At 66.3% G+C, this 25,544-nt stretch carries 21 protein-coding genes; 8 read left to right on the forward strand and 13 right to left on the reverse strand.

What is annotated here, in order from left to right; translation table 11 throughout:
* Window positions 1-22 precede the first annotated feature (22 nt).
* Both OXR00_RS12420 and OXR00_RS12425 read left to right on the forward strand, forming a co-directional pair.
* On the forward strand, window positions 23-751 hold the full coding sequence (locus OXR00_RS12420) for a head GIN domain-containing protein (protein ID WP_267388515.1): 729 nt from the start codon (window positions 23-25) through the stop codon (window positions 749-751).
* Window positions 752-791: 40 nt separating this feature from the next.
* Complete coding sequence (locus OXR00_RS12425; protein ID WP_267388516.1) at window positions 792-1,511, forward strand: DUF2807 domain-containing protein; 720 nt, start codon at window positions 792-794, stop codon at window positions 1,509-1,511.
* A gap of 22 nt (window positions 1,512-1,533) precedes the next feature.
* On the opposite strand, the gene OXR00_RS12430 is transcribed toward OXR00_RS12425, so the two are convergent.
* On the reverse strand, window positions 1,534-1,938 hold the full coding sequence (locus tag OXR00_RS12430) for a DUF1489 domain-containing protein (RefSeq protein ID WP_267388517.1): 405 nt from the start codon (window positions 1,936-1,938) through the stop codon (window positions 1,534-1,536).
* Window positions 1,939-1,962: 24 nt separating this feature from the next.
* Window positions 1,963-3,372, reverse strand: coding sequence for a magnesium transporter (gene mgtE / locus OXR00_RS12435; RefSeq protein ID WP_267388518.1), 1,410 nt, complete (start codon window positions 3,370-3,372; stop codon window positions 1,963-1,965).
* Between the two features lie 151 nt (window positions 3,373-3,523).
* Between mgtE and OXR00_RS12440 the strand changes: the two genes are divergently transcribed.
* Complete coding sequence (locus OXR00_RS12440; RefSeq protein ID WP_242152187.1) at window positions 3,524-3,979, forward strand: peptidylprolyl isomerase; 456 nt, start codon at window positions 3,524-3,526, stop codon at window positions 3,977-3,979.
* A gap of 42 nt (window positions 3,980-4,021) precedes the next feature.
* On the opposite strand, the gene OXR00_RS12445 is transcribed toward OXR00_RS12440, so the two are convergent.
* Window positions 4,022-4,912, reverse strand: coding sequence for a LysR substrate-binding domain-containing protein (locus OXR00_RS12445; RefSeq protein WP_242152190.1), 891 nt, complete (start codon window positions 4,910-4,912; stop codon window positions 4,022-4,024).
* Window positions 4,913-5,225: 313 nt separating this feature from the next.
* Here OXR00_RS12445 and OXR00_RS12450 point away from each other — a divergent pair, with 313 nt between their 5' ends.
* Window positions 5,226-7,505, forward strand: coding sequence for a CDC48 family AAA ATPase (locus tag OXR00_RS12450; protein WP_242152193.1), 2,280 nt, complete (start codon window positions 5,226-5,228; stop codon window positions 7,503-7,505).
* A 51-nt stretch (window positions 7,506-7,556) separates the two neighbouring features.
* Here OXR00_RS12450 and OXR00_RS12455 read toward each other — a convergent pair whose 3' ends face one another.
* Window positions 7,557-7,838 (reverse strand): antibiotic biosynthesis monooxygenase, encoded by a 282-nt coding sequence (locus tag OXR00_RS12455; RefSeq protein WP_267388519.1) that lies wholly within the window; start codon window positions 7,836-7,838, stop codon window positions 7,557-7,559.
* Window positions 7,839-8,036: 198 nt separating this feature from the next.
* Between OXR00_RS12455 and OXR00_RS12460 the strand changes: the two genes are divergently transcribed.
* Window positions 8,037-8,582, forward strand: coding sequence for a methyltransferase domain-containing protein (locus OXR00_RS12460; RefSeq protein ID WP_267388577.1), 546 nt, complete (start codon window positions 8,037-8,039; stop codon window positions 8,580-8,582).
* On the opposite strand, the gene pdeM is transcribed toward OXR00_RS12460, so the two are convergent.
* Window positions 8,579-9,241, reverse strand: coding sequence for a ligase-associated DNA damage response endonuclease PdeM (gene pdeM / locus OXR00_RS12465; protein WP_267388520.1), 663 nt, complete (start codon window positions 9,239-9,241; stop codon window positions 8,579-8,581). The two genes, OXR00_RS12460 and pdeM, sit on opposite strands and share 4 nt — an antisense overlap.
* Window positions 9,242-9,380: 139 nt before the next feature.
* Between pdeM and OXR00_RS12470 the strand changes: the two genes are divergently transcribed.
* Window positions 9,381-11,330: a potassium transporter Kup gene (locus tag OXR00_RS12470; RefSeq protein ID WP_267388521.1), complete on the forward strand. Its 1,950-nt coding sequence runs from the start codon at window positions 9,381-9,383 to the stop codon at window positions 11,328-11,330.
* A gap of 128 nt (window positions 11,331-11,458) precedes the next feature.
* On the opposite strand, the gene OXR00_RS12475 is transcribed toward OXR00_RS12470, so the two are convergent.
* Window positions 11,459-11,713 carry a DUF6356 family protein gene (locus OXR00_RS12475; RefSeq protein WP_242152208.1) on the reverse strand — a complete coding sequence of 85 codons (255 nt, stop codon included), beginning with the start codon at window positions 11,711-11,713 and terminating at the stop codon, window positions 11,459-11,461.
* A gap of 22 nt (window positions 11,714-11,735) precedes the next feature.
* Window positions 11,736-13,133 carry a Mur ligase family protein gene (locus OXR00_RS12480; RefSeq protein ID WP_267388522.1) on the reverse strand — a complete coding sequence of 466 codons (1,398 nt, stop codon included), beginning with the start codon at window positions 13,131-13,133 and terminating at the stop codon, window positions 11,736-11,738.
* 77 nt (window positions 13,134-13,210) lie between these two features.
* On the opposite strand from OXR00_RS12480, the gene OXR00_RS12485 reads away from it, so the two are divergent.
* Window positions 13,211-14,029, forward strand: a complete 819-nt coding sequence (locus OXR00_RS12485) for an LD-carboxypeptidase (protein WP_267388523.1) — start codon at window positions 13,211-13,213, stop codon at window positions 14,027-14,029.
* A gap of 74 nt (window positions 14,030-14,103) precedes the next feature.
* Window positions 14,104-16,104 (forward strand): threonine--tRNA ligase, encoded by a 2,001-nt coding sequence (gene thrS, locus OXR00_RS12490; RefSeq protein ID WP_267388524.1) that lies wholly within the window; start codon window positions 14,104-14,106, stop codon window positions 16,102-16,104.
* Between the two features lie 60 nt (window positions 16,105-16,164).
* On the opposite strand, the gene OXR00_RS12495 is transcribed toward thrS, so the two are convergent.
* From OXR00_RS12495 to OXR00_RS12520, 6 genes are all read right to left on the reverse strand, one after another.
* The gene (locus tag OXR00_RS12495; RefSeq protein WP_242152220.1) at window positions 16,165-16,845 is read right to left on the reverse strand and encodes a hypothetical protein; all 681 of its coding nucleotides are present in this window, start codon (window positions 16,843-16,845) and stop codon (window positions 16,165-16,167) included.
* A 1,118-nt stretch (window positions 16,846-17,963) separates the two neighbouring features.
* The gene (locus OXR00_RS12500) at window positions 17,964-20,993 is read right to left on the reverse strand and encodes an efflux RND transporter permease subunit (RefSeq protein ID WP_267388525.1); all 3,030 of its coding nucleotides are present in this window, start codon (window positions 20,991-20,993) and stop codon (window positions 17,964-17,966) included.
* Entirely contained in the window at window positions 20,990-22,012 is a 1,023-nt protein-coding gene (locus tag OXR00_RS12505; RefSeq protein WP_267388526.1) for an efflux RND transporter periplasmic adaptor subunit, read from the reverse strand. Before OXR00_RS12505 ends, OXR00_RS12500 begins: the two co-directional genes overlap by 4 nt.
* Entirely contained in the window at window positions 22,009-23,349 is a 1,341-nt protein-coding gene (locus OXR00_RS12510) for a TolC family protein (RefSeq protein WP_267388527.1), read from the reverse strand. The genes OXR00_RS12505 and OXR00_RS12510 overlap by 4 nt, the downstream gene beginning before the upstream one ends.
* The gene (locus tag OXR00_RS12515) at window positions 23,346-24,674 is read right to left on the reverse strand and encodes a HAMP domain-containing sensor histidine kinase (protein ID WP_267388528.1); all 1,329 of its coding nucleotides are present in this window, start codon (window positions 24,672-24,674) and stop codon (window positions 23,346-23,348) included. The genes OXR00_RS12510 and OXR00_RS12515 overlap by 4 nt, the downstream gene beginning before the upstream one ends.
* On the reverse strand, window positions 24,667-25,344 hold the full coding sequence (locus OXR00_RS12520; protein ID WP_267388529.1) for a response regulator transcription factor: 678 nt from the start codon (window positions 25,342-25,344) through the stop codon (window positions 24,667-24,669). The genes OXR00_RS12515 and OXR00_RS12520 overlap by 8 nt, the downstream gene beginning before the upstream one ends.
* Window positions 25,345-25,544: the final 200 nt, after the last annotated feature.

Here is a 25,544-nt window from a genome sequence, read left to right on the forward strand (position 1 = left end):
GCAATACACGATGGAGGTTTAAATGCGCCGTTTGGTCATGATCGCTTTGCTGCCGCTGATCGCCTGCTCGCAACCCTCGCGCGGGTCCGATGCCGCCGGCGAAACGTCCGGGGCGACCAAGAGCACGTCGCGTCTGTATGACCTCTCCGGCTTCACCGCCGTTGCGGCGCGCGGGCCGGATGATGTCGATGTCCGCACCGGCAGCGGCTTTTCGGTTCGTGCCGAGGGGCCAAGCGCTGAACTCGATCGTCTGCGCATCACGCGCGATGGCGACTCCCTACGGATCGACCGCAAGCCGAATACCGGTCTGCATTGGGGCGACAGCGGACACGTCAAGATCTACGTGACGATGCCGCGCATCACCGCCGCCAATCTGGTCGGTTCGGGTGATCTCGCGATCGACCGGATCGATGGCGACCGTTTCCGGATCGACAGCCAGGGTTCGGGCGACGTCGCGATCGGCACGCTCGGCGCGGAGTCGGCGGAACTGTTGCTCGCGGGATCGGGTGCGCTCACCGCAAGGGGCGACGTACGGCGCCTGGCGATCCAGCTCTCCGGGACCGGCGATGTCGATGCCGCCGGACTGAAGGCCGGGGCCGCCACCGTCGCAGTCTCCGGCACCGGCGATGTCCGCGTCACCGTGGATGGCGCGGCGCAGGTCACCGCCTCTGGTACTGGCGACGTCGATCTCGGTCCGAAGGCGCGCTGTACGATCCGCAAAGGCGGCACTGGCGAGGTTCGCTGCGGCTGAACCCCTTGCGCGCTGCGGTAAAGCGGGCGATGCCTGCGGCGTGACCCGCTTTTTCCTCGCCATGCCGCTTTTCGCGCTCGCCGTTCCCGCGCACGCGGAGGAGCGGACGTTCGCAATCGGCAGCTTCGACCGGGTGCGCGTCGAGGGGCCGTTCCGCGTGATCGTCACGGTCGGTGCGTCGCCCGCCGGTTCCGCAAGCGGTGACGCCCGCACCATCGGCAATCTCGACGTGCACGTTGACGGCACCACGCTCAGCGTGCGCGCCGGCACCAGCGGCTGGGGCGAGCAGGGCGGGGCGGGCGGCTCGGCCGCGCCGGTCATCCGGGTCGCGACGCCGGCGCTGCGCAGCATCGTCACGATCGGCGCGGCGCAGGTGCGGGTGGCCGGCGCTGCATGGCGTGGGCAGCGGCTCGACGTATCGCTCACCGGCAGCGGTTCGTTCGCCGCGCCATCGATCGACGCGGACCAGCTCGTCGCCACGGTGCTCGGCTCGGGTACGATGACGCTCGGCGGGCGCGCGGCGCGGGTGCGGCTGACCACCAGCGGCACCCCCAGCGTCGCGGCGGCCGCGTTGGTGGCGAACGACCTGATCGTCCGGCTCGACGGCAACGGCACGATCGACGCGCAGGCACGCTACACCGCCGCCGTCACCAGCACCGGCCTCGGCGAGGTCACCGTCTATGGCAAGCCGGCCTGTACGGTGCGGGCGGACGCGGGTGGTCCGGTGGTGTGCGGCAAGCAGGACGCGCCGGCGGGTTGACGCGGTACGCGGTGGGCGTAGTCTAAAGCAGCGCCAGCGCGCTCAGCTTGGCCAGCAGCGCCGACGGCATCGCGTCCGCCTCATAATCGCCTTCGCCAAAGTCGAGCGGCGCATCGTCCGCCTCCAGATAGCGCCAGCCCTGATGCGCGCGCTTGGGCCGGGGCTGTACCCGCATCAGCGTGGGGCCAAGCAGGATCGCCACGCGCCCGTCCTCGGCCTCCCCGAAACCGGTGATCGTCGACCGCGCCACCAGGGTATGTTTGATGATCCAGAACAGCGAACCCTGGCCCGCGATCTCCTCGTGCCGCTTGGGCAGGTAACGGGTGGTGAGGAACAGCGGACCCGCCGCGACGCGCGCCGCCAGCCGTTCGTCGAGCATGTCGAAGCTGGTGGACCCGAACGCGACCTTGGTGAGGTGGAGTGGCATCCACTCCATCTGGGCGTGGGGTGGCTAAGCGCCAAGCCCCCACAGGGTTGCCAGCCCCAGAAAGGAGAAAAACCCCATCACGTCGGTCATTGTCGTCACGAACACCGCCGAGGATACGGCGGGATCGACATCGAGCCGGTCGAGCGTGACCGGGATCAGCACACCCGACAGGCCGGCGATCAGGTTGTTGATGATCATCGCCAGCCCGATGACGATGCCGAGGTGCGCGTTGCCGAAGATCAGGAACGTGCCGACGCCGATCAGCAGCCCCAGCATCGCACCGTTGGCGGCGGCAATGCGGAATTCGCGGAAGATCATGCGCGCGGTGTTCGAACTGGTCAGCTGGTTGGTGGCGAGCGCGCGCACCACCACCGCCAGCGTCTGCGTGCCGGCGTTGCCGCCCATCCCCGACACGATCGGCATCAGTACGGCAAGCAGCGCGAACCGCCCGATTTCGCCCTGAAACAGCCCGACCACCGATGCGGCGAGCATCGCCGTGCCGAGATTGACGACCAGCCACAGAATGCGCGTGCGCACCGTCAGCAGCAGCGGTTCGTTGATATCGCCTTCACCCGCGCCCGACAGGCGCAGGATATCCTCACCGGCCTCCTGCTGGATGATATGCACGATGTCATCGACGGTAATCATGCCGACCAGCCGGCCGTTCATGTCGATCACGGCGGCGGAGATCAGCGCATATTTCTGGAAGCGCAGCGCGACTTCCTCCTGATCCATGTCGACCGGTATCAGGGTCTGCTCGCGCTGCATGACGTCGGCGATGGCGATGTTGCGCGGGGTGCGGAGAATCCACGACAGCTTGCACGTCCCGATCGGCTTATGCGCGGGGTCGACCACGTAGATTTCCCAGAAATCGGTGGTCAGCGCCTCGTGCGTACGCAGATAGTCGAGCACGTCGCCGACCCGCCAGTGTTCCGGCACCGCGATCAGCTCGCGCTGCATCAGGCGGCCGGCGGATTCCTCGGGGTAGCTCAGCGCCTCCTCGATCGCGGCGCGGTCATCGGGGTCGAGCGCGCGCAACACCTCGCGCTGATCCTCCGCATCCATGTCCTCGATGATCGCGACGGCATCGTCGGTGTCGAGTTCTGCGGCGATGTCGGCGATCTGGTGCGGCTCGAGCGCGTCGATCAGATCCTCGCGGACGTAATCGTTCATCTCGGCGAACACGTCGCCGTCGAGCAGGTCGGTCACCGCCTTGGCGAGATCGGCGCGATCCTCGTGCGGGGTCAGCTCGAACAGATCGGCAATGTCGGCGGGGTGGAGCGGCTCGACCAGCGCACGTGCGCCCTCGGCATCGCCCGCGTACACCGCGTCGAGCACCGCCCGGACGAACTCGGGTTTGAGGCGATCGTCCTCGTCGAGCTGGTCTTCGGTCTCGTCTTCGGCCTCGACCGGGGGGAGTTCGGTTTCGCTCATGCTTTCGCCTCCCTGCCAACCGGCGATCCGTTCGCGGGCTCTAACGCTGCGGGGACACAAAGCCAACGCTTGTGCTTTACACATGACGTGATTGTCAGCGGAAGGGATACTCCCTACGTGGCGATCATCTCATCAGGACAAGGATAGCAGGATGGCCGATACCCCCGAAACGCTGACGCTGACGCTGGAAACCGGCGATGTCGTGATCAAGCTGCGCCCCGATCTCGCGCCCAAGCACGTCGCGCGCATCGCCGAACTGGCCAACGAAGGTTTCTACGACGGCGTGGTGTTCCACCGCGTGATCCCGGGCTTCATGGCGCAGGGTGGCGATCCGTCGGGCACCGGCATGCGCGGCTCGGACAAGCCGAACCTGCCGGCGGAATTCTCCAAGGAGCCGCACGTGCGCGGCGTCGCGTCGATGGCACGTACCAACGATCCGAACTCGGCGAACAGCCAGTTCTTCATTGTGTTTGACGACGCCCGCTTCCTTGACGGACAGTACACCGTGTGGGGCGAAGTGACCTCGGGCATGGAGCATGTCGATGCACTGCCCAAGGGCGAGCCGCCGCGCACCCCGGGCAAGATCGTCAAGGCGACGGCTGCCTGAACCGGATCGGCCTCCTCCCCGTTGGCGGGGAGGGGGCATCTGCTAGACGCTTGGGTCGGCGATCGCCGTCACCAGCCAGTCGTGGAACAGCTTGACCGGCCGTTGCAGCATTGCCCTTGGCCGGCACGCGAACCAATAGGAATACGGGCTTTCGATCTCGATATCGAACAGCCGCACTAGCCGCGGATCGCGCGCATCCTCGAAATGGCTCTCGTGCATGAACGCGACGCCAAGGCCCTGCGCGGCGGCCTCCAGCATCAGCGGCCCTGAATCGAAATGATCGATCGCGAGCGGTGCGGTATCCTGCAACCCTGCCGCGCTCCAGAATTCGGTGAACAGATCGGGCATGTCCTTATGCACGAGCGCCGTGATACCGGCGAGCTGCTCCGGGCGGGTGATCGGTTTCGGTCCCTCCAGCATCGCGCGCGCGCCGATCACGTACACCGCATTGCGGTCGAGCCGCTTGCCGTACAGCGCCGGGTCCATCTCCCGCGCCAACGCGATCACCGCGTCCAGCCCTTCGCCCAGTCGCGCGAAGCCGTGGCTAGCGGTGTCGATATCGAGATGCAGTTCGGGATGCTTGCTGCGCAAATCCCCCAGATGCGGGAACAGCCGCTGCGACGCGTACAGCGGCATGATTCCCAGCCGCAGCCGCAGCATCTCGGTGCCGCTGGTCATCACTTCGACCGCGTCGGACAGGCTGTCGAGCGCGGGCGCGATCTGCTGCAGCAGCCGTTCGCCGTCACCGTTCAGCACCACCGCCTGATGGCGGCGTTCGAACAGCGGCTTGCCGATGAAACGCTCCAGCGCCTGGACGCGCCGGCTCAGCGCCGGCGCCGACAGCGCCAGTTCCTGCGACGCGGCCTTGATCGAGCCGAGCCGAGCGACTTGGACGAACGCCTCAATCGCGGTCAACGGGGGCAGTCTGCGCATCGAACTCCCGCTTCCTTGTGCACTGCAACGTAAGCGTTCTGGATGAAGCTAACCAGCTTTAAGATGCAAAAAGTGAAGTGCGATTGCAATATACGCATCTTTGCGGAAACCTTTCGCACTTGCACAAGTTTCCGCCGCGCTGCACAAAGCCCGTGCCTTTCAGGCATCCTCTCCTAAAAACTTTCACGGCCAGCCCTTTCGGGTTGGCCTTTTTTTTGTGTCGCTGATGTGCCGACCGCGGCTGCCTCGCCCTAGCCGTGATGGAACCACCTTCCTATCTTCCGCGCTTGACGGTCGGATTTGGGAGCGGGTGATGGCTGACAGCGAACCGGGAAAGAAGTTGCAGGTCGCCAACGCGCGCCCGGAGGATAGCGGGCGTGGTCTCGCCCATGTGCCCCGCGCGATCATGGCGGCGCTCGGCCTGACCGAAGGCGACGTGATCGAGATCGAGGGCAAATCGACCACGCCGGCGCGCGCGGTCGCGCCGTATCCGGAGGACGAAGGTCTCGAGATCATCCGTATCGATGGTCTCCAGCGTGCCAATGCCGGCGTCGGCTCGGGCGATTATGTCGAGGTGCGCCGGGTCGAATCGAAGCCGGCGACGCGGGTGGTGTTCGCACCCGCACAACAGAATCTGCGGCTGCAGGGTTCTTCGAACGCGTTGAAACGCACCTTTCTCGGTCGCCCGCTGACGCAGGGCGATATCGTTGCCACCGCCGGGCAGCAGCGTGTCGAGAACATGCCGCCGGGCGTGCAGCAGTTCCTGCGCTCGCCGGCCTATGCGCTTCAGGAAATCCGTCTCGCCGTCATCAGCACCACGCCGAAGGGCGTTGTGCACGTCGACGAGAACACCGAGATCGAGCTGCGCCCCGAATATGAGGAACCCAAGGAAGCCCGCCGCGCCGACGTTACCTATGACGACATCGGCGGCATGGGGCCGACCATTGATCAGTTGCGCGAGATGGTCGAGCTGCCCTTGCGCTATCCCGAACTGTTCCAGCGACTCGGCGTCGATCCGCCCAAGGGGGTGTTGCTGCATGGGCCGCCCGGCACCGGCAAGACCCGGCTCGCGCGCGCGGTCGCCAACGAATCGGCGGCGGAGTTCTTCCTCATCAACGGCCCGGAGATCATGGGGTCGGCCTATGGCGAATCGGAAAAGCGCCTGCGCGACGTGTTCGAGGAAGCCGCCGCCAACGCTCCCTCGATCGTGTTCATCGACGAGATCGATTCGATTGCCCCCAAGCGCGGCCAGGTGTCGGGCGAGGCGGAGAAGCGTCTCGTTGCGCAGTTGCTGACGCTGATGGACGGGCTGGAGGCGCGCGCCAACGTGGTGGTGATCGCCGCCACCAACCGGCCAGAGGCGATCGACGAGGCGCTGCGCCGGCCCGGCCGGTTCGACCGCGAGATCATCGTCGGCGTGCCGGACGAACGCGGTCGTCGCGAAATCCTCGGCATCCACACGCGCGGTATGCCGCTTGGCGACAAGGTCGATTTGGCGGAACTGGCGCGCACCACGTACGGCTTTGTCGGTGCCGATCTCTCCGCGCTGGCGCGGGAGGCGGCGATTGAGGCGGTGCGGCGGATCATGCCACGGCTCAATCTCGCCGAGGGAACGATTCCGCCCGAGGTGCTCGATACGCTGGCGGTTACGCGAGAGGACTTCCTCGACGCGCTGAAACGTGTCCAGCCGAGCGCGATGCGCGAGGTGATGGTCGAGGCGCCGCGCGTCCGCTGGGAAGATGTCGGCGGGCTCGACGATGCGCAGATGCGGCTCAAGGAAGGCGTCGAGCTGCCCTTGAAGGATCCGGATGCGTTCCGCCGCCTCGGCATCCGCCCGGCCACCGGTTTCCTGCTCTACGGCCCGCCCGGCACCGGCAAGACCTTGCTGGCGAAGGCGGTGGCGCGCGAGGCGCAGGCAAACTTCATCGCGACCAAATCGTCCGATCTGCTCAGCAAATGGTACGGCGAAAGTGAACAGCAAATTGCCAAGCTGTTCGCGCGCGCGCGGCAGGTCGCACCGTGCGTGATCTTCATCGACGAACTCGATTCGCTGGTGCCGGCGCGCGGCGGCGGCATGGGCGAGCCGCAGGTGACCGAACGCGTCGTCAACACCATCCTTGCCGAAATGGACGGCCTGGAGGAATTGCAGGCGGTCGTCGTGATCGGCGCGACCAACCGTCCGAACCTGATCGACCCGGCGTTGCTCAGGCCAGGCCGGTTCGACGAGTTGATTTACGTCGGCGTGCCCGACCGCGCCGGGCGAGAGCGCATCCTGCGGATCCAGTCGGCGAAGATGCCGCTCGCGGACGATGTTGATCTTGCCGATCTCGCTGGCCGGACCGATCGCTTCACCGGCGCGGATCTTGGCGATCTGGTGCGGCGAGCGGGTCTGGTGGCGCTGCGCCAGTCGCTCTCGGTCGACCTGGTCACGCAGGCACATTTCGACGAAGCGCTGAAGGAATCGCGCGCTTCGGTGACGCCTGAGTTGGAACGCGAGTACGAGCAGATGTCGACCCGGCTCAAGCAGGACGCATCGTCGCTCCAGCCGATCGGCTTTGTCGCGCCTGGCCAGTTGCGGCCCCGCGAGAGCTGATGGCAGGGTGTCGCGACCGGCCGTTCGCCGGCGCGGCACCCGCCGCTGTCGCTACTTCCGCCAGCAATAGCCGCGCGTAGCCTTGGCGATGATCACTTCATATCGCGCATACCAACGGCCGCGCCCGGCTTCGCGAATTTGGGCGTGGCGTGGGTTCTCGCGCCACGCGATCGCGCTGGCCTCATCCGCCCAGAAACTGACGGTGATGCCGAAAAGATCGTCGCCGCGCGCGCTTTCGATGCCGCAGTAGCCCGGTTGCGTGGCCGCCAAGGCCGCCATCTCCGCCGCAGCCGCAGCGTAGCCGGCGTCATCCTCGCCGGTCCGAAGCGACATAAACACGACGATCGTCTGGCCATTCCGGTCCTGATCCACGCTTTGGCGATGCCCCGTGCACGTCGGGCTTGCAACCGATTTGCGATCGTGGTGGTTACGCCGATGTGACAACCACGACAGGATGCGCCGTTGCCCCCTTCCAGCCTTAGTGATCGCGCAGCCGTCCGTCCGCGCAAATGGCAGAACTCTCCGCAGGCGATGTTCCTGCGCGGTTTCATCAAACATCCCGTGATGGTGGGGTCGATCGTGCCGTCTTCGCAGCGGCTGATCGCGAAGATGCTGGCGCGGGTCGACTGGGGCAGGACCAAGCTGTTCGTCGAATATGGCCCCGGAGTCGGCACGTTCTGCCAGCCGATCCTCGACCGGCTCGCCCCCGATGCGACGCTGCTGGTAATCGATACCAATCCGGATTTCATCCAGCATCTGCGCCGAGAAATCCGCGATTCGCGGTTTATCGCGGTCCAGGGATCGGCGGCGGACGTGGCGGCGATCATCGCCGGGCATGGGTTCGACGCGGCCGATTACGTGTTGTCAGGCCTGCCGTTCTCGACACTGCCGCCCGGCGTCGGCGATGCCATCGCGGCGGCCACCCATACGGTGCTGCGTCCAGGCGGCGCGTTCCTGGTCTACCAGTTCCGCGCCCGCGTGCGCGATTTCCTCGCCCCGCATTTCACCCGGATCGACCCCGGGTTCGAATGGTGGAACGTGCCGCCCGCGCACTTGTTCTGGGCCTGGAAGGACTAAGCCGCGATCGGGAAGCGCAACAGCCGGTCCTGCACCGGCACCAGCGCCTCGGCACCGACGCCCACCGCGCGCACGATCTCGGGATGGCCGACGTCGAGCCCGCCGGTCAGCGATCCGAATGCCGGCAGCACCAGCTTGCGCGCGGTCGCTACGAAGCACCGCCGCGAGATGTTCTGGCCACGCACGCGCAGCCGTAGCTTGGGATGGTAATGGCCGGATACTTCTGCCCGCACCTCTCCCGCGACGGCTTCGTGACGCAGCACCAGTCCGTCGACCACCGCCTCCGCCACCACATCGCCGCCGCAGCGATCGACGAGCGCGAAATCGTGATTGCCGGTAATCCATGTCCAGCGGCGCGTGGCAGTCAGATCGCGCAACATCGCCTGCGCCGCCTCCGGCAAGCGGTCGCAGCCCGCGCTGTCGTGAAAACTGTCGCCCAGACACCAGATTTCCGCCGCTTCGGTAGCGGCAGCGAGCGCGGTCAGATCCGCCAGCGTCGCCAGCGAATCATATGGCGGCAGCATCTGCCCGCGCATCGCGAACCAGCTCGCCTTCTCGAAGTGCAGATCGGCGACGATCAGCGCGGCGCGCGCCGGCCAGAACAACGCGCCTTGCGTCAACGCGATCAGATCGTAGCCTGCGAACGAAAAGCGAACCATGCTCCGGCTATGACGGCAAAAGCGCTGCCGGATCAAGCCCGGACCGGTACATGCGCGGCGCAACAATTCCCTTTGCACGCCCGTTCAGCAAGCGTACAGCGCCCCGTCTTTCAAGCCGCCCACATTGACAGGTCTGCCCATGTCCTCCGTGCCTGAAACGACAGGTCAGCCCGCGTCAGCGCACTTGGCGCACCCGCATCCCGCCATCGCGGCGCTGACGATCGGCGCGATCGGCGTGGTGTTCGGCGACATCGGCACCAGCCCGATCTATGCTTTCCGAGCTGCCCTTGCGCTCACCACTGCTGACGGTGCGGAGGTGAACGAGGTGCTCGGCGTGCTGAGCCTCGCCTTGTGGTCGCTGATCTTCGTCGTCACCATCAAATACGTCGTGTTCCTGATGCGCGCCGACAATCACGGTGAGGGTGGTGTGCTCGCGCTGACCGCGCTGGCTCGGCGGGCGCTCGGCAAACGCTCGATGATCGCCCTGGTGCTGGGCGCATCGGGCGCCGCGCTGTTCTACGGCGATGCGATCATCACGCCCGCTCTATCGGTGTTGTCGGCGGTCGAGGGGCTTAAAACACTGCCCGGCGCGGGCGGGATGTTCGGCGATGACCTGATCCTGTTCCTCACCATCGCAATCCTGATCGGTCTGTTCGCGATCCAGTCGCGCGGCACTGCCAGCGTGTCGAGGCTGTTCGGGCCGGTGTGCATCCTGTGGTTCCTGTGCATCGGCGCGCTTGGCCTGTGGCATATTTCCGACGAGTTCTCGATCGTGCGCGCGTTCCTGCCGTCCTACGGCGTAATGTTCCTCGCGACCCACGGTGTGACCGGGATGTTCGTGCTGGGCGCGGTGTTCCTGACGGTGACCGGCGCGGAGGCACTGACCGCCGACATGGGTCATTTCGGGGTGCGTCCGATCCGGATCGGCTGGTTCAGTCTCGTGCTGCCGTGCCTGTTCCTGAACTATCTGGGCCAGGGCGCCTTTGTATTGAACGCGCTGGAGACGGCGCATGCGGCGGGTCGCGACATCGGCGATCAGGACTGGTTCTTCCTGATGGCTCCCGAATCGGTGCGACCGTTCCTCATCGTGCTGTCGTTGATGGCGACGATCATCGCGAGCCAGGCGGTCATCACCGGCGCCTATTCGCTCACGCAACAGGCGATCCAGCTTGGCCTGCTGCCGCGCCTGCGCATCCGCCAGACCTCCGCGTCGCAGGCCGGGCAGATCTACCTGCCGTCGATCAACTGGCTGTTGCTGGCCGGCGTGCTGATCCTGGTCGTTCAGTTTCGCACCTCCTCGGCGATGGCGGCGGCATACGGCATCGCGGTGACCGGTACGATGGTGGTGACGACCTGCCTCGCCTATATCGTCGTGCGGCATACCTGGGGCTGGTCACGGGCGCGATCGATTCCGCTGATCCTGCCGTTCCTCGCGCTCGATCTGGTGTTCTTCGGCGCGAATATCCTGCGCGTGGTCGAGGGGGGCTGGGTGCCGCTGCTGGTGGCGGCAGTGATCGGCTTCCTCGTCGCGACATGGGTGCGCGGGCGTGGCATCGTGCGCGCGTTCGAGAAGCGGCAGAGCGTTCCGCTCGCCGATCTCGCCGCCGCCTTGTCGCGCCGTCCGCCGGAGCGGGTGGAAGGGACGGCGGTGTTCCTCACCGCCAACGCGGAGGGCGCGCCGGGCGCGTTGCTCCATAATCTCAAGCACAACAAGGTGCTGCACGAGCGTAACCTGATCGTCAGCATCCGCACCGCCGACCGACCCTTCGTCGATGAGGAGGAGCGGATCCGCACCAACCCGATCGACGATAATTTCAGTTCGATCGTGTTGACTTACGGCTTCATGGAATCGCCCGACGTGCCGCATGACCTCGGGCTGGTGAACACGGGCGAGCGCAAGGTCCTCAATCCGGCCAAGACGAGCTATTTCATCGGCCGCAACACCATTAAGCCAGCGGCGGATCAGGGTATGCCGATCTGGCAGGACCGCGTGTTCATGTTCCTCCAGCGCAACGCCAGCGACCCGACCGACTTCTTCCACATCCCGCCGGGCAAGGTGCTGGAACTGGGCGAGCAGGTCACGGTGTAGGCTGGACGGGCCGCGGCGCTTGCTTGCTTCCCGGGTCGGGGTCAGGCGCTACACAGGCATGAACGCTCGCTTCTGACTGGACTCCGGCGTTCGCCAGGAAAGAACGGCAGAACGCGGGGACCAGCCGGTCAGATCACATATTCGACCGTTTTCGCCTGTTCGGTCGCCTGCGCGGTGGCCGCGCGTTTGGCCGCGATCTCGCGGTGGAGGCGGATGATCGTGCGGCTGCCGGTGGTCTTGAACGCGAACGGCAGCACGCCGTGCAGCACCGCCGCGACGCCTGCACCGATCATGATGACGCCAAAGCGCGTCGCCACGCCGAAATGCTCGGCATAGCTTTCGCCGACCGAGGCAGGGTGATCGAGGAACAGGCGGCGGAACATCGGCTTCTCCTTTGCCGGCAGTCTAGGCGTGCGACGCCTTGGCCGCAATTTGTGTCAGCATGTCGGCGGCGAGTGCGCTCAGCGTGTCGTCGCGCGCACCCATCACCACCACCCGGTCGCCCGGCCGCGTCTCGGCGATCAGCACGGCGGCAGCCGCGTCGCGATCCGCGACATGACGCGCGCGCGGACCAATATCCGCGATCAGGTCCGCACTGGTGACTTCGCGGTTGACGGTGCCGCCCTGATACACCGGATCGGGCATCACCAGCAGGTCGTCCGCCCCAAGTTTTTCGCGCAGCATCTCGACCAAGGCATGCCGCATGACCTTGAGCGGGCCGTAGCCATGCGGCTGGAACAGCAGGAGCAGCCGCCCCGGGAAGGCGTGCAGCGTATCGAGCGTCGCGCCGATCTTATCGGGGTTGTGCCCAAAATCGTCGATCACCGCCACCCCGCCGGCTTCGCCCACCAGCTCGAATCGCCGTTTGAGGCCGACGAACCCCTCGATCGCGGCGATCGCTTCGGCAAGCGGCACGCCAGCGGCCCGCGCCGCGCCGATCGCGGCGAGCGCGTTGGAGACGTTGTGCCGCCCGGGCACCTTCAGCCGCACCCGGTGACGCGCGCCGTTTGCCACCAGATCGAACGAGCAGGCGAACGGTTCGGGCGCGAGGTTCTCGGCGACGAGATCGGCCGCGCCTTCCACCGCAAAGGTGATCGGCGGCTTGGGCAGCGATGCGGCCAGTGCCGCCGTTTCGGCATCGCCGATGTTGAGCACCACCGTCTCGGCGCCTCGCGCGAAGTCGCCGAACAACGTACGCAGTTCCTCGAGCGACTTGTGGTCGAGGCTGACGTTGTTGAGCACCGCGATCCGGGGCCGATACAGCACGATCGAGCCGTCGCTTTCATCGACCTCGCTGACGAAAGCCGCGCCGCTGCCGACCAGCGCGCTGGCGAACGGTGCTTGCGGCGCGGCGAAGTTTTTCATCACCGCGCCGTTCATCACGGTTGGATCGCGGCCGCATGTGTGCAGGATCCAGCCGATCATGCCGGTCACGGTCGATTTCCCGCTGGTACCGGCGACACCGATCGGCAGACGGCTCGCGCTGAACAAATCAGCAAGCAGCTGCGCCCGGGAAAGCCGTGCCGCACCCAACCCCTCGGCGGCGACGATGTCGGCCACGGTCGCCTCGATCGCGGCGGACGCCACCACGATCTGTTCCCCCGAGGTGACGCCGCTGCCGTCCTGCGCGTACAGATCGATGCCGAGCGCACGCAGTGCGGCAAATTTCGCGGGCAACCGCGCCTGGTCGAGAGCACGGTCGGACCCCGACACGCGCGCACCGCGCCCGGCGAGGATCATCGCAAGCGGCATCATTCCGCTGCCGCCGATACCGACGAAGAAGTATGGGTTGGTGAACTGCATCGCCTCCGGCTAACGCGTTTTGCATCATCAGGGCAATCGTCGTTCGCCTATGGCGGGGGCGGGCGGGAGTGACAGAAATGAAAATCGCGGTTTGCGCGCCAGCCCGTCCGATCGATCCCGTCGTGGAGCCGCGCATCAAGGCGCTGGTGGCGATCACCTCTCCGGAGGTCGAGATCGTCTTCCACCCGCAATGCTATCTCGAGGAGGGGCATTTCGCCGGCAGCGATGCGGTACGCGCCGCCGCATTCCTGGAAATGGCCAACGATGCCGCGTTCGATGCGATCTGGTTCGCGCGCGGCGGGTATGGGTCGAATCGCATCCTCCACACCGTGATGCCGCAGCTTGGGCCGGCAGCGCAGCACAAACACTATCTCGGCTATTCCGACATGGGCTTCCTGCTCGGTGCGCTCTATGCGCGGCGGATCGGGCGTCCGGCGCATGGGCCGATGCCGTCGGAAGTCAGCCGCAAGGACGATCAGGCGCACGATGTGATGCGGTCGCTCGGCTGGCTGGTGCGTGGTGACCGCTCGGGGCTGGAGCCAAGCCTCGACGGACGGCCGGCGGCGGCGTTCAACCTGTCGATCCTGAGCGCGCTGATCGGCACGCACTGGTTGCCCGACCTGACCGACCACGTGCTGATGATAGAGGAGGTGTCCGAACCGCTCTACCGCGTCGACCGGATGCTGTCGCAGATGGCGCACGCCACGCAGCTGAAGGGCATCGCCGGCATTCGGCTAGGCCGCGTTACCGACATACAGGTCAACGTGCCTGCCTTCGCCGAGACGCCCGAACAGATGATCGTGCGCTGGTGCGGTGAGATGGGCGTGCCATATCTCGGCCGCGCCGATATCGCGCATGACGCGCAGAACAAGGTTGTGCCGTTCGGCGTGGCGTGAGCGGCCGCGCTTGCCTATATAGTGTTCGCCCGCATAAGCGGTGCCATTCCCTTCCCTAGCCGAGCGAACCCTTCATGTCCGAGATGTTCCGAATCACGCTGCCCGACGGTTCCGTCCGTGAGGTAGCCCCGGGTACTACCCCGGCGGACATCGCCGCCGCGATCGGGCCGGGCCTCGCCAAGGCGGCGATCGGCGCGCGCGTCGACGGCGAACTGCGCGACATCACGCGCCCGTTTGAGCAGGACTCGCAACTCGCGCTGGTGACCAACCGCGACGAGGCGGATGCGCTCGAATTCGCGCGCCACGATTACGCGCACATCCTCGCCGAGGCGGTGCAGCAACTGTTTCCGGGTACGCAGATCACCTTCGGTCCGTCGACCGACGACGGCTTCTATTACGACTTCGCGCCCAAGGACCGGCCGTTCACCGAAGAAGATCTGCCCACGATCGAGGAAGCGATGCGCGACATCATCCGCGCCGACAAGCCGCTCAAGCGCGAAGTGTGGGACCGCCAGACGCTGATCTCGCGCTGGAAGCAGCAGGGCGAGACGTTCAAGGCGGAATGGGCCGCCGAACTGTCGGGCGATGAGCCGATCACGGTCTATTGGTCGGGCGAGGACTGGCTCGACATGTGCCGCGGCCCGCACCTCGCCTCGACCGGCAAGCTCGATCCGGATGCGTTCAAGCTGACGCGCGTGTCCGGCGCCTATTGGCGCGGCGACCAGAACAACGCGATGCTGAGCCGGATCTATGGCACCGGCTGGCTCAACAAGAAGCAGCTTGCCGAGCATCTCACGCGGCAGGAAGAGGCCGCCAAGCGCGACCACCGCCGCATCGGCGCGGAGATGGACCTGTTCCACCTCCAGAGCGAGGCGCAGGGGTCCGTATTCTGGCACCCCAACGGCTTCGTGCTGTGGCGCGCGCTGGAGGCGTATATGCGCCGCCGGCTCGACGCGGCCGGCTATGCCGAGGTCAAGACGCCGCAGTTGATGGACGCGCGCCAGTGGGAGCAGTCCGGCCACTGGGGCAAATACCGCGAGAATATGTTCGTGGTGCCCGACGAAATCCCCAATGCGGAAGAAGAGGGGCCTATCCTGTCGGGCAAGGCCGACCTCATGGCCCTGAAGCCGATGAACTGCCCCGCGCACGTGCTGATCTTCCGGCAGGGCATCAAATCGTACCGCGACCTGCCGATCCGCATGGCCGAGTTCGGCTGCTGCCACCGCAACGAACCGCATGGCGCGCTGCATGGCATCATGCGCGTCCGCCAGTTCACGCAGGACGACGCGCATATCTTCGTGCGCGAGGATCAGTTGATCGGCGAAGTGCGAGACTTCTGCGAACTGCTCGACAGCGTGTACCGCGATCTCGGCTTCGAGGATTATGCGGTGAAGCTGGCGCTGCGGCCGGAGAAGCGCTTCGGCTCGGACGAAATGTGGGACACGGCCGAGCGCGAACTGCGCGAGGCGGTGCTGCAATCGAACTTGAGCAACACGATCAAGGACAAGTTCGAGGAGCTGCCGGGCGAAGGCGCGTTCTACGCACCGAAGCTTGAATTCCACCTCACCGACGCGATCGGGCGGACGTGGCAGGTCGGCACCATCCAGTCCGACCGCGTTCTGCCCGAGCGGCTCGACGCCTCGTACGTCGGTGACGATGGCGAGCGGCATCGCCCGGTGATGCTCCACCGCGCGATTCTTGGCACGTTCGAGCGGTTCCTCGGCATCCTGATCGAACATCATGCCGGCCGCTTCCCGCTGTGGCTGGCGCCTGTGCAGGCGGTGGTGGCGACGATCGTGTCGGACGCGGATGGTTATGCGGCGGAGGTTGCGCGGCGGCTCAAGGCGGCGGGGCTTCGCGTCGAAACCGATCTGCGCAACGAGAAGATCAACTACAAGGTGCGCGAACATTCGCTGGCCAAGGTGCCGAACCTGCTGGTGGTCGGCAAGCGCGAGGCCGAGGAAGGCACGGTGGCGCTACGTCCGCTGGGCGAGGGCGCCAAGCAGGAAGTGCTGACGCTCGACACCGCGATCGCGCGGCTGGTGGCGGAGGCGACTCCGCCCGACCTGCGCTGAAACGCATGAAGCCGGCCGGACCTTGTGGTTCGACCGGCTTCGCGTGCGCTCGGCTAACGATCAGAGGCGGTATTTCAGGCCGAGTTGCAGGATCGGATAGACCTTGTACTTGTCGAGCGTGTCCTGAACCTTGAGTCGTTCCTGATCGAGTTGGGCGATGAACAACGCGTTGTTCGACAGCGATCCGTTTGCACGGTAATCGCGGATCTGCACCGCGCCCTGGAACAGCGCGCCCGCCTCGATCGACAGGCTCAGGCCACGGCGTAGCGTGCCGCCGTAACCGAGCGTAAGCTGCGGTGCGAAGTCCTTGGTGTCCGCATCTCCGTCGATGGTGCCGATCTGCGCGGGCGTAAAGTTGATACCGCCGATCCGGGTGTCGCGCATCGGCGTGGCATGGATGCGGCCTGAATTGCCGTTCGCGCGCGCGCCCGCCGACAGGCGGAAGCCGCCGCCGAACGGATAGATGTCGATCATCGCGCCGCCGGACTTCAGGTTGGCGGTGCCGTCGTACCGGACATCGTTCGACTTCACGGTGTGGCTGAACGACAGGAACGTCGCGTTCGCGCGCACGCCGATCGTTTGGTTTACGCGGTAACCGACTTCCGGCCCGACACCAAGCGTACCGCCGGTCACACCCAGGCTGACGTGCCCCGAGTTCGAAGCTGACCTATCCTGCGCGGACGCAGGCGGGGCAAGCACCGGCACTGCCGCGACTAGCGCAGCCCAAAACATCGCCTTCATGAAAACCCCCGAATCCTATCATCGCCTATGGCGACGCGTGAACAACCAACGACTCGCTACCCGCACGGCAGTAGATTTTCCATTTCGGAGACGTACTTACGGGATGAGCACGAGCCGCCCGGCAGGGACTCGTAAAGGTTTGCTATTAACGATTGGTTTTCGTCCGTGTCCTTCGACACCGAAACTTGCCCTCTCGAGTCAGAACAAAGCGTGATATGTTAGAATGCGGTGGCAGGCGATTTTACCTTTGAGGCCGTTCTCTGATACTGCTTCTATTCGAGCCTTGCATTTAGTGTCTTACATCGACGCCGCGGCTTTACCGCGTGTGGCATGCGACCTCACATCATCCCCGCTGAGCGTAGTAACTTGTAAGAATCGTTGAACTGGTCCTAAAAGTCCGCGGTACGATGCTCTTTGCGACAGGCCGGAGCAAACTTGATTGATCGTCAATCTTCGGGGGGAACGACCGTGACGGTCAAAAGGCCGACTATCGCCCAGCAGGCGTTGGACGAGCAGATTGCACGCATGATCCGGACCCTGCGGCGTCAGCGGATCGCGATGATACTGATCGGCCTGGCCGGCGCCGCAATCGAACTTACGACGTTGTACCCTCACCTTTAGTGCTTGCAGCACGCGACCATCGCCATCGCGCAACTATCTTGATCCTGTGCCTCCTGCTGTCGCACAATCTAGCGTGATGACGTTGATACGACCTAGCCGGAGTGACTGGTTAAATGACAGGAAAGAGCCGCTTTGTGGCACTGCCCCCCGATCTGTCACGTAGATGCTCGTTTGCAGAGCGTCTCGATCTTTACATTCAACGTCATAAATATCCGCGCTGATTGGCACCCGCTTCAGCGGTTTATAGTGCGATGCGCAGTCCCGAAAAGGATCGCATATTAGAACGCCAGCGGCTTCCTAAAACCTGTCTTCGGCAGGAATTTAAGAAGATTGACGGCGTCCGGAACGACAATACGTGGTGGAAGGCGAACGTTCGCTTCGTGGTAGTTGGATAACGGGAGGGATGGGTACATCAGGTTCCGATTGCTCCATCCGTCTCGCCGGCGCTTCGCTGCGGCACGGGCGGAATGACTTTGATAGCCGGCGGGCTTATGCTTTCATGCGGCAGTTCCGCGCCGCCGCGTCAGCACGAGCATCAGCGTGGGGAGGAACACCAACACGAGCGGCACTGCCGCGCTCAACCCGAAGATGATTGCGGTGGCGAGCGGGCGCTGCAGCCCCGCACCGCGCGACAGCCCTAGCGCGAGCGGCGCCAGCGTCAGCGCCGCGATCAGCGCCGACATCAGGATCGGCCTCAAACGCTTGGCGCCCGCCTCGCGCAGCGCGGCGGCGTCCACCACGCCGTCCCGGGGCAGTTCGGCGAGGAAGAAGATTACGAGCTCGGTCACCATGCCGACCACCATCGTCAGCCCCATCAGTGCCGAAATGTCGAGTTCGATCCCCGTTGCCCAAAGTCCGGCCAGCACCACCGCTGCTGACAGCAGTACGGTGAGGATCGCCGCAAGTGTCCAGCTCAGCCGACCGAACAGGACCGTCAGCAGCAGTGCGCTCAGCAGCAGTGCAGCGAGGAACACCATCGTGAGATCTGCAAAGCTCTGCTGCTGCTGTGCGTAAAGGCCGCCATATTCGACCCGCACTGACGTCGGCAGGTGCAACTGCGTAACGGCAGCGCGGATGTCCTTCATGCCCGACCCGAGATCGCGGCCCTCCAGCCGTGCGGTGACCGCGACGAAAGGCGCAAGATCCTCGCGGGTAATCTGCGTCTGGCCGGCGGCGACGTCGACACGCGCGATCTGGCCGAGCCTGACGAGATGCCCGTCCGGCGCCGTAAGCGGCAATTGGGCGAGCAGATCGGCGCGCGATCGAAGCGCTGCTGCGGCCCGGACGCGCGCGGTGACGAGCTGCTCGCCGATGCGCAACTGCGTTGATGGCGTGCCTGCGACCAGCGCCTCGACCTGCGTTGCCACCGCATCGGGATCCAGCCCCTGCTGCAGTGCCGCCGCCGCATCGACCTTGATAGCGAGCGCGTCGCCGGCCACCCGCAGGCCGTCCACCACCTCGACGATGCCGGCGATTCTCCCGATGGTGGTGCCGACGCGCCTCGCCGACGCGGACAGCAGCTTGGGATCGTCGCCGAATAGCTTGACCTCGATCGGCTGGGGCACCGCGGTCAGATCGCCGATCAGATCTTCCATCAGCTGCGCGGTTTCGATTTCGAGGCCGGGCACCTTGGCGCCGACCCGGTTGCGGATGTCGGCCATCACCTCTTCGATCGGGCGGCGCGATCCGCCCTTCAGCCGGATGAACAGATCGCCCTCGTCGGCTTCGGTCAGGCCACCGCCAAGCTGCGCGCCGGTCCGCCGCGAGTAGCTTGCTACCTCCGGCGTCGCGGTGATGATCTGCTCGACCTGGCGCAGTAGCCGGTCGGTGTCGCCGAGTGCGGCGCCGGCCTGCGCCTTGTAGTCGAGGATGAAGCCGCCCTCGTCCATCGCCGGCATGAAGCCCGACGGCACCTGCGTCCACGCCGCATAGCCGAGCACCGCCAACACGATACCTACCACCCCGACGAACAGGCCCGGTCGCGCCAGTGCTCGCCGCGCGGCGCCGTCGTTCCACCGCGCAAGCCGCGCCTGAAAGGCGCCGGCACGCTCCGCTGCCGCGACGTCCCGCGGCCGCACCCAGCGTTCGGCGAGCAACGGCAGCACGCACCGCGCGAACAGCAGCGAGAGGCCGAGCGCCGCCACCATCGTGAGTGCCAGCGCCTTGAAGAACCCGCCGGTCACGCCGCTGACAAAGGCGAGGGGGGTGAACACCACGATCGTCGCCGCGGTCGATCCGATCAGCGGATGCGACATCTCCGCCGCCGCGCGACCGACCGACGTGCCGCCTTCCTGCAAACGGCGCATGATGTGTTCGAGCATCACCACCGCATCGTCGACGACAAGACCGACCGCTGCCGCCATGCCGCCCAGCGTCATCATGTTGAAGCTCATGCCGAGCGCACCGAGGATCAGGCACGTGGCGGCAAGCACGGCCGGCAGCATCAGCCCGGTGATGACCATCAGCCGTACCGATCGCAGGAACGCGAACAGCACCAGCCCCGCCAGCACCGACCCGATCAGGATCGCATCGCGTACCGCATTCGCCGCGCCGGTCACCAGCTCGGACTGATCGTAGAACGGCGTGACCTTCACGCTTGGTGGCAGACCGAGTTGCGCCAGCCGCGCGTCGACATCGGCGACGATCCGCACCGTGTCGCCGGTCAGCGACTGCCGGACATTGACCAGCACCGCATCGTGACCGCCCGATGAGACCTTGGTAAAGGCGGGTTCGATGGCGGGGTGGATCGTGGCGATCTGGCCGAGCGTGACCACACCCGCGCCGCTGCCGCTTGCCGCCTTGACTGGCGTCGCGGCGAGATCGGCGATCGTCGCGATCCGCCGCTCGCTCAGCACCAGATACAGCCGGTGACGATCCTCCAGTCTGCCGACGCCGCGTACCGCATTGGCCTTGCCGATCGTCGTCGCGATTGCATCGAGGGAGAGGCCGAGCGCCTGCGCCCGCGCCGGGTCGACATCGACCGCAATCTCGCGCGGAGCGCCGCCCAGGATATCGATACCGGCGACGCCCGGCACTGCGGTCAACGCCGGCCGGATGGCCAGTTCGGCGATCTGGCGCAGCGCATTCTGGTCGAGGCTGTCCGACGTCAGCGCGATGCCGAGGACAGGGAAGATCGTCGGATCGGAACGGCGCACATCGAAACGCGTGCCAGCAGGGAGATCGGGCAGGACGGTGGCGAGCGCGTTCTGCGTCGCCAGCGTCGCCGTCACCATGTCCTGACTCCACGGGAAGTCCATCGCGACCTCCGCCGAACCGCGGCTCGTGGTCGAACGTACGCGGCTGACCCCCGGCACCGCGCGCAAGGCGATCTCGATCGGGCGGGTGATCTCCGCCGTCATCGCGCCAGCGTCACGATCGCCGGCGTCGATCGCGACGACGACGCGGGGAAAGTCGATATGCGGAAACAGGCTAACCGGCATCCGCGTCGCCGCGAACAGCCCGCCCGCGACGAGCAGGAACGCGGCGAGCCACAGCGCCTGCGCTTGGCGGTGCAAGACGTCCTTCACCGCGTTCGGACCTTCATGCCGTCCTCGACCGCGGTGCCGCCTGCGGTGACGACCCGCTCACCGGCGCGCATGCCCTTGGTAATCGCAACGCGTGCGCCGCTCGATGCTGCGGTTTCCACATCGCGGCGATGCGCGACGCCGCCTGCGACGACGAAGACATAGGGTTGGCCGCCATCGTCGAGCAACGCGGCATATGGGATAGTCAGTGCGTCGCCGGCACCCGCGACAGCCACCGTCGCGCTCAGCGTCTCGCCGATGCGCAGGCCACTGGCGGCGGGCACGCGCGCGTAGACGGAGGCAAGCCGGGTCTGTGGATTGACATTGGCGTCGACCGTGTCGACCGCAGCGGCGATCGGCGCGTGCGAGCCTGTGCCAGCGATGCGGATCGTCATGCCGGGGTGGACAGCCTGCGCACTATCCGGATCGATGCCGAACCTTACCCGCAGGGCGCCGGCGCGTACCATGCTCGCCACCGCCGCGCCGGCCTGCAACTGATCGCCGACCGTAGCCGCGACGGTATCGACCGTCCCGGCCGCCGGCGCGCGCAGCACAAATCCGGCGGTGCGGCTGGCGAAGCTGTTGCGCAGCGCATCGGCGGCGGCGGCGGCCGCGCGGGTGGTCTCGACGTCGGCGTCGCTCATCAGCCCGTCGCCGCGCATGCGGGTCGCGCGGGCGAACGCCTTGTCGGCGGCGGCGGCATCGCTTGCGGCCTTGGCGGCATCGGCGCGGCCCTGCGCCGATGCTTGCAGCCGGGCGATGACCTGTCCCTGGCGTACCGTCGTACCGGTCGCCACGCGGATTTCGGCGACGGTCGCCTCGGCCGGCGCGACCAGCGACATCCGCCCCTCCGGCCCGGGTTCGACCGCCCCGTACAGTGTCATGTCCTCACGCGCGGCACCCTGTGTCGCCGGCGCGAGCGTTACCAGCGCGACCGGCGTGACGGCGGCGGTATCGGTCTCGTCGCTGGCCGAGCACGCGGCGAGCAACGCCAGCGGCGCGGCGATCCAGAATCTCGTCATCGCGTCCACGCCTCCCGCAGCGTTCCGGTAAGAAGTTCGAGCGCGATGTCCTGCTCGGCGATCGCCTGGTTTGCCTGGACAAGCTGGCTACGCTTGTCGCGCCATGCTTGCCCGGCGGCATCGGCAGTGGATTGCGCCAGATCGCCGCGTGCCGCAGCCGCCGCGCTGCTCGTTGCGTAACGCTCGACGTTCGGCAGGTCCCGCAGGATCGCTTCGCGCTGCGCTCGCGCGATGCCGAGCCCGCTGACGGCGGCGGCGATCTCGGCGCGCGTCTGGAACAACCGCGCCGCATATTCGGTGCGAAGCTGCTCGCGGGTCGCCCGCTCGACGGCGATGCCGCCCCGGTTGCGGTTCCACAGCGGCATGGTGAAATCGACGGTCGGACCGACGATCATGTTGCCGGACGTATCGCGGTTTGCCGTCAGCGTAAGCGCCAGCGTCGGAAACTGATCGAGAATAGCCTTGCGATAGGCTGCTTCCTGAGAGGCATAGCCTGCACGTAACGCGCGCAGATCGGTGCGATTTGCCTGCGCAACCTCGAAGAGCGCCGCAGCCGTCGGAGGTGGCGCATCTTCTGCGGCCGGCGCGAGGCGCAGTTCCGTGGCCGGCGGCAGGCCGAGTAAGCGGGTCAGTTCGAACCTCGCCGTGTTGAGGTCACCAGCCGCAATTTGCAGCTTACTCTCCGCATCGGTCGCGGCGAGCCTTGCGGTCTGCACCGCGTCGCCCGCGATGTCGCCGCGCCCGGCGGCGCGCAGGTTGCGATCCAGCAGCGAGCGCGCACTTTCGCGGCTCGCCTGCGCGAGCGCGAGCGTCTGCGTGAGTGCGACAATCCGCACCGCCTGTAGCCGTGCCGAACCCGCCGCCTGCCATTCGCTCCAGGCGAGATCGAGGCGCACCTGATCGGCCGCCGCGTGCGCCTGCGCGACCCGCACGCCGCGTGTCCTGAGCGCATTCAGATCGAGCGCGAGCGCGCCGACCAGATCGGCAAGCGGGTCGGGTCCGCTCAGCACCTTGCTCGCCCCGATGTTCAGTGTCGGGTCGGGAAGGAGCCGCGCGGCGAAGATCTGCGCCTCGGCAACGCCCGCCTTGGCCCGCGCCGCCTTGAGATCCGGGCTGTTGAGCACCACCAGCGTCGCTACCGCATTGCCGTCGAGCGGCTTGGCAAGGTCGATCGCGACGGGTTTGAGGTATGGCCTCTCGATTCTCCCCGCCGCGATCGAGAGCGCCGCCATATCGACGGGCGCGAGCGTGGAGGGGGCGGAAGCGAGCGGCGCGGGCGTATAGCTCTGGCACCCGGCGATGAGCAGGCACAAAACCGGCGTTGCGCGGCGGATCATGCCATCCTCGGGAGCGTGAGCACCACGACGAGGCCGGGCAGCGCGTCTTCGATGGAGACCGTTCCGCCATGCGCGGCGGCGACCGCTTCGACCAGGCTCAGGCCGAGGCCGTTGCCCGGCGTGGTGCGGCTCGCCTCGCCGCGATAGAAGCGCCGCAGGATCGCGGCTCGCTCGTCCGGGGGCACGCCGGGGCCGTCGTCCGCTACGGTGATGCGCGCCCCGACGGTGGTTGCGCTGAGGTCGAGCCGCACCCCGGTTTCGGGCGGGGTATGCGCGCGCACGTTATCGAGCAGATTGGCGATCGCCTGCGCGAGCAACTCGCGGTTACCGCGCGCCTGCAGGTCGGGCACAATGCTCATGGCAAGATCATGCCCGCTATCGCTCAAGGCAGGCTGAAAGCTCTCGCCGACGTCCAGCACAAGCGCTGACAGGTCCAGCAGCGTAAAACCCTGTTCAAGCCCGCCGCCCTCGACCTCGGCTATTCGCAGGATTGCGCTGAACAACTGGAGCAGCGCTTCTCCCTGCTCGATCGCGCGTTCGGCGGCACCCTCGACCCGGCCGACGTCCTCCAGTCGTGCACGCAGCCGCAGCAGCGGTGTACGCAGGTCGTGCGCCACATCGCTAGAAACCTGGCGGAGATTTTCCATCAGCCCCGCGATCCGGTCTAGCATCGCGTTGAGTGCGAGAGCTACGGCGTCAAATTCATCCCCGGCGGCGCTGACCGGCATGCGCTGCGTGAGGTCGCCGGCGACGACCGCATCGGCGGTGCGGCTGATCCCGCCGAGCCGGTGGCGCAGATACCGGCCGAGCAGCAAAGCGCCCGCCATTCCAACCACCAGTACGCCCGCGAACGCCGCACCGAACAGCGACAGGATCGTCGCGTCGATGGTTTCGATCGAAGCGGAGTCCAGCGCGACCGCCAGGCGGTTGTCACCGGGAAGGTCGGTCGCCTTGACCCGCACCGTGCTTCCCCGTTCCGCAACCCCCGTCGTCGCGATGGTTGCGAAGCCGAGCTCAGGATAGGGGATCGGCACCGCGCCGGCGATACGGCGCCCGGAGCGGTCGAACAGCGCATAGCCGAAGCTTTCCGGCAGATGCCCGTGCCACCGTTCGCGTTCGGCGATTTCGGTCATCAGGCCGGGCGTGCCCCCCGGCTCCTGCGTGAGGTCACGCAATTCCGCAGCGACATGGTCGTCGCGCTGACCTCGGAATTCGGCGTCGGCGGCAAAATACACAGCCGTTCCCAGCAACAGGATGGCAGTGGCGAAGGCGGCGGCATAGACCAATGCGATCCGGTATGCGGCACTTTTGCAGGTTTTAGCCATCGCTGCGCATTCGGTAGCCTGCGCCGCGCACGGTCTCGATTAGGTCGTCAGCAAACCCCTCGCGCACTTTGGCGCGCAGGCGACTGAGGTGGCTTTCGACGATATTGGTCTGTGGATCGAAGTGGAAACCCCACACTTCCTCAAGGAACATCGTGCGTGTCACGATGCGGCCGGCATTGCGCATCAACACTTCAAGAAGCGCGAATTCACGGGGTTGCAGATGCACCGGTCGGCCCGCGCGAACGACATCCCGGCGCAGCTTGTCGAGCGTGATATCGCCCACCTCCAGCCGGGTCACCGCAGTACTAAGCGGAGCGCGTCGCACCAGCGCGTTCAAGCGCGCGACCAGTTCGGCCATCGCGAACGGCTTGACGAGATAGTCGTCGGCGCCGGCATTCAGCCCGTCGACACGGTCGGCGACGCCGCCTTTCGCGGTCAGCACCAGTACGGGCGTGGCAACCTCGCGCTCGCGAAGCCGGCGCAAGACCTCCAACCCCTCCATCTGCGGCAACATGCGATCGAGAATGATCGCGTCGAAGCCCGGTGTCGCGCCGGTATGAAGTGCGTCCGCGCCGTTGGTAACCTGCACCAAGGCATGACCGAGATCACCAAGCCCACGCTCGATGAAGTCGACAATTTCCGCATCATCTTCCGCAAGGAGGATACGCATGATCTCAGCGGCCCGGCCGCGGGGCTGAGACTGGCGAAGGCTTACGCATATTCATCATCGGCTCCGGCGGATCTTACGCAGCAATAGGGTGACCTGCGAACGGGGGGCACATCATTTGTCCCAATGTTCGTTAACATTGGCACGCGGGCGCAGCGGCGGCGATACCCCTGCCGCGCGTGTCCCTAGCAGATGGTCGCTCG

The organism is Sphingomonas sp. GC_Shp_3 (assembly GCF_026540945.1).
Lineage (GTDB): Bacteria > Pseudomonadota > Alphaproteobacteria > Sphingomonadales > Sphingomonadaceae > Sphingomonas.

Excerpts from the sequence above, each read along its gene's own strand:
- OXR00_RS12420 (WP_267388515.1), top strand. The coding sequence starts at position 23 with ATGCGCCGTTTGGTCATGATCGCTTTGCTGCCGCTGATCGCCTGCTCG.
- OXR00_RS12430 (WP_267388517.1), bottom strand. The coding sequence starts at position 1,938 with ATGCCACTCCACCTCACCAAGGTCGCGTTCGGGTCCACCAGCTTCGAC.
- mgtE (WP_267388518.1), bottom strand. The coding sequence starts at position 3,372 with ATGAGCGAAACCGAACTCCCCCCGGTCGAGGCCGAAGACGAGACCGAA.
- OXR00_RS12440 (WP_242152187.1), top strand. The coding sequence starts at position 3,524 with ATGGCCGATACCCCCGAAACGCTGACGCTGACGCTGGAAACCGGCGAT.
- OXR00_RS12445 (WP_242152190.1), bottom strand. The coding sequence starts at position 4,912 with ATGCGCAGACTGCCCCCGTTGACCGCGATTGAGGCGTTCGTCCAAGTC.
- OXR00_RS12450 (WP_242152193.1), top strand. The coding sequence starts at position 5,226 with ATGGCTGACAGCGAACCGGGAAAGAAGTTGCAGGTCGCCAACGCGCGC.
- OXR00_RS12455 (WP_267388519.1), bottom strand. The coding sequence starts at position 7,838 with ATGTCGCTTCGGACCGGCGAGGATGACGCCGGCTACGCTGCGGCTGCG.
- OXR00_RS12460 (WP_267388577.1), top strand. The coding sequence starts at position 8,037 with ATGTTCCTGCGCGGTTTCATCAAACATCCCGTGATGGTGGGGTCGATC.
- pdeM (WP_267388520.1), bottom strand. The coding sequence starts at position 9,241 with ATGGTTCGCTTTTCGTTCGCAGGCTACGATCTGATCGCGTTGACGCAA.
- OXR00_RS12470 (WP_267388521.1), top strand. The coding sequence starts at position 9,381 with ATGTCCTCCGTGCCTGAAACGACAGGTCAGCCCGCGTCAGCGCACTTG.
- OXR00_RS12475 (WP_242152208.1), bottom strand. The coding sequence starts at position 11,713 with ATGTTCCGCCGCCTGTTCCTCGATCACCCTGCCTCGGTCGGCGAAAGC.
- OXR00_RS12480 (WP_267388522.1), bottom strand. The coding sequence starts at position 13,133 with ATGCAGTTCACCAACCCATACTTCTTCGTCGGTATCGGCGGCAGCGGA.
- OXR00_RS12485 (WP_267388523.1), top strand. The coding sequence starts at position 13,211 with ATGAAAATCGCGGTTTGCGCGCCAGCCCGTCCGATCGATCCCGTCGTG.
- thrS (WP_267388524.1), top strand. The coding sequence starts at position 14,104 with ATGTCCGAGATGTTCCGAATCACGCTGCCCGACGGTTCCGTCCGTGAG.
- OXR00_RS12495 (WP_242152220.1), bottom strand. The coding sequence starts at position 16,845 with ATGAAGGCGATGTTTTGGGCTGCGCTAGTCGCGGCAGTGCCGGTGCTT.
- OXR00_RS12505 (WP_267388526.1), bottom strand. The coding sequence starts at position 22,012 with ATGACGAGATTCTGGATCGCCGCGCCGCTGGCGTTGCTCGCCGCGTGC.
- OXR00_RS12510 (WP_267388527.1), bottom strand. The coding sequence starts at position 23,349 with ATGATCCGCCGCGCAACGCCGGTTTTGTGCCTGCTCATCGCCGGGTGC.
- OXR00_RS12515 (WP_267388528.1), bottom strand. The coding sequence starts at position 24,674 with ATGGCTAAAACCTGCAAAAGTGCCGCATACCGGATCGCATTGGTCTAT.
- OXR00_RS12520 (WP_267388529.1), bottom strand. The coding sequence starts at position 25,344 with ATGCGTATCCTCCTTGCGGAAGATGATGCGGAAATTGTCGACTTCATC.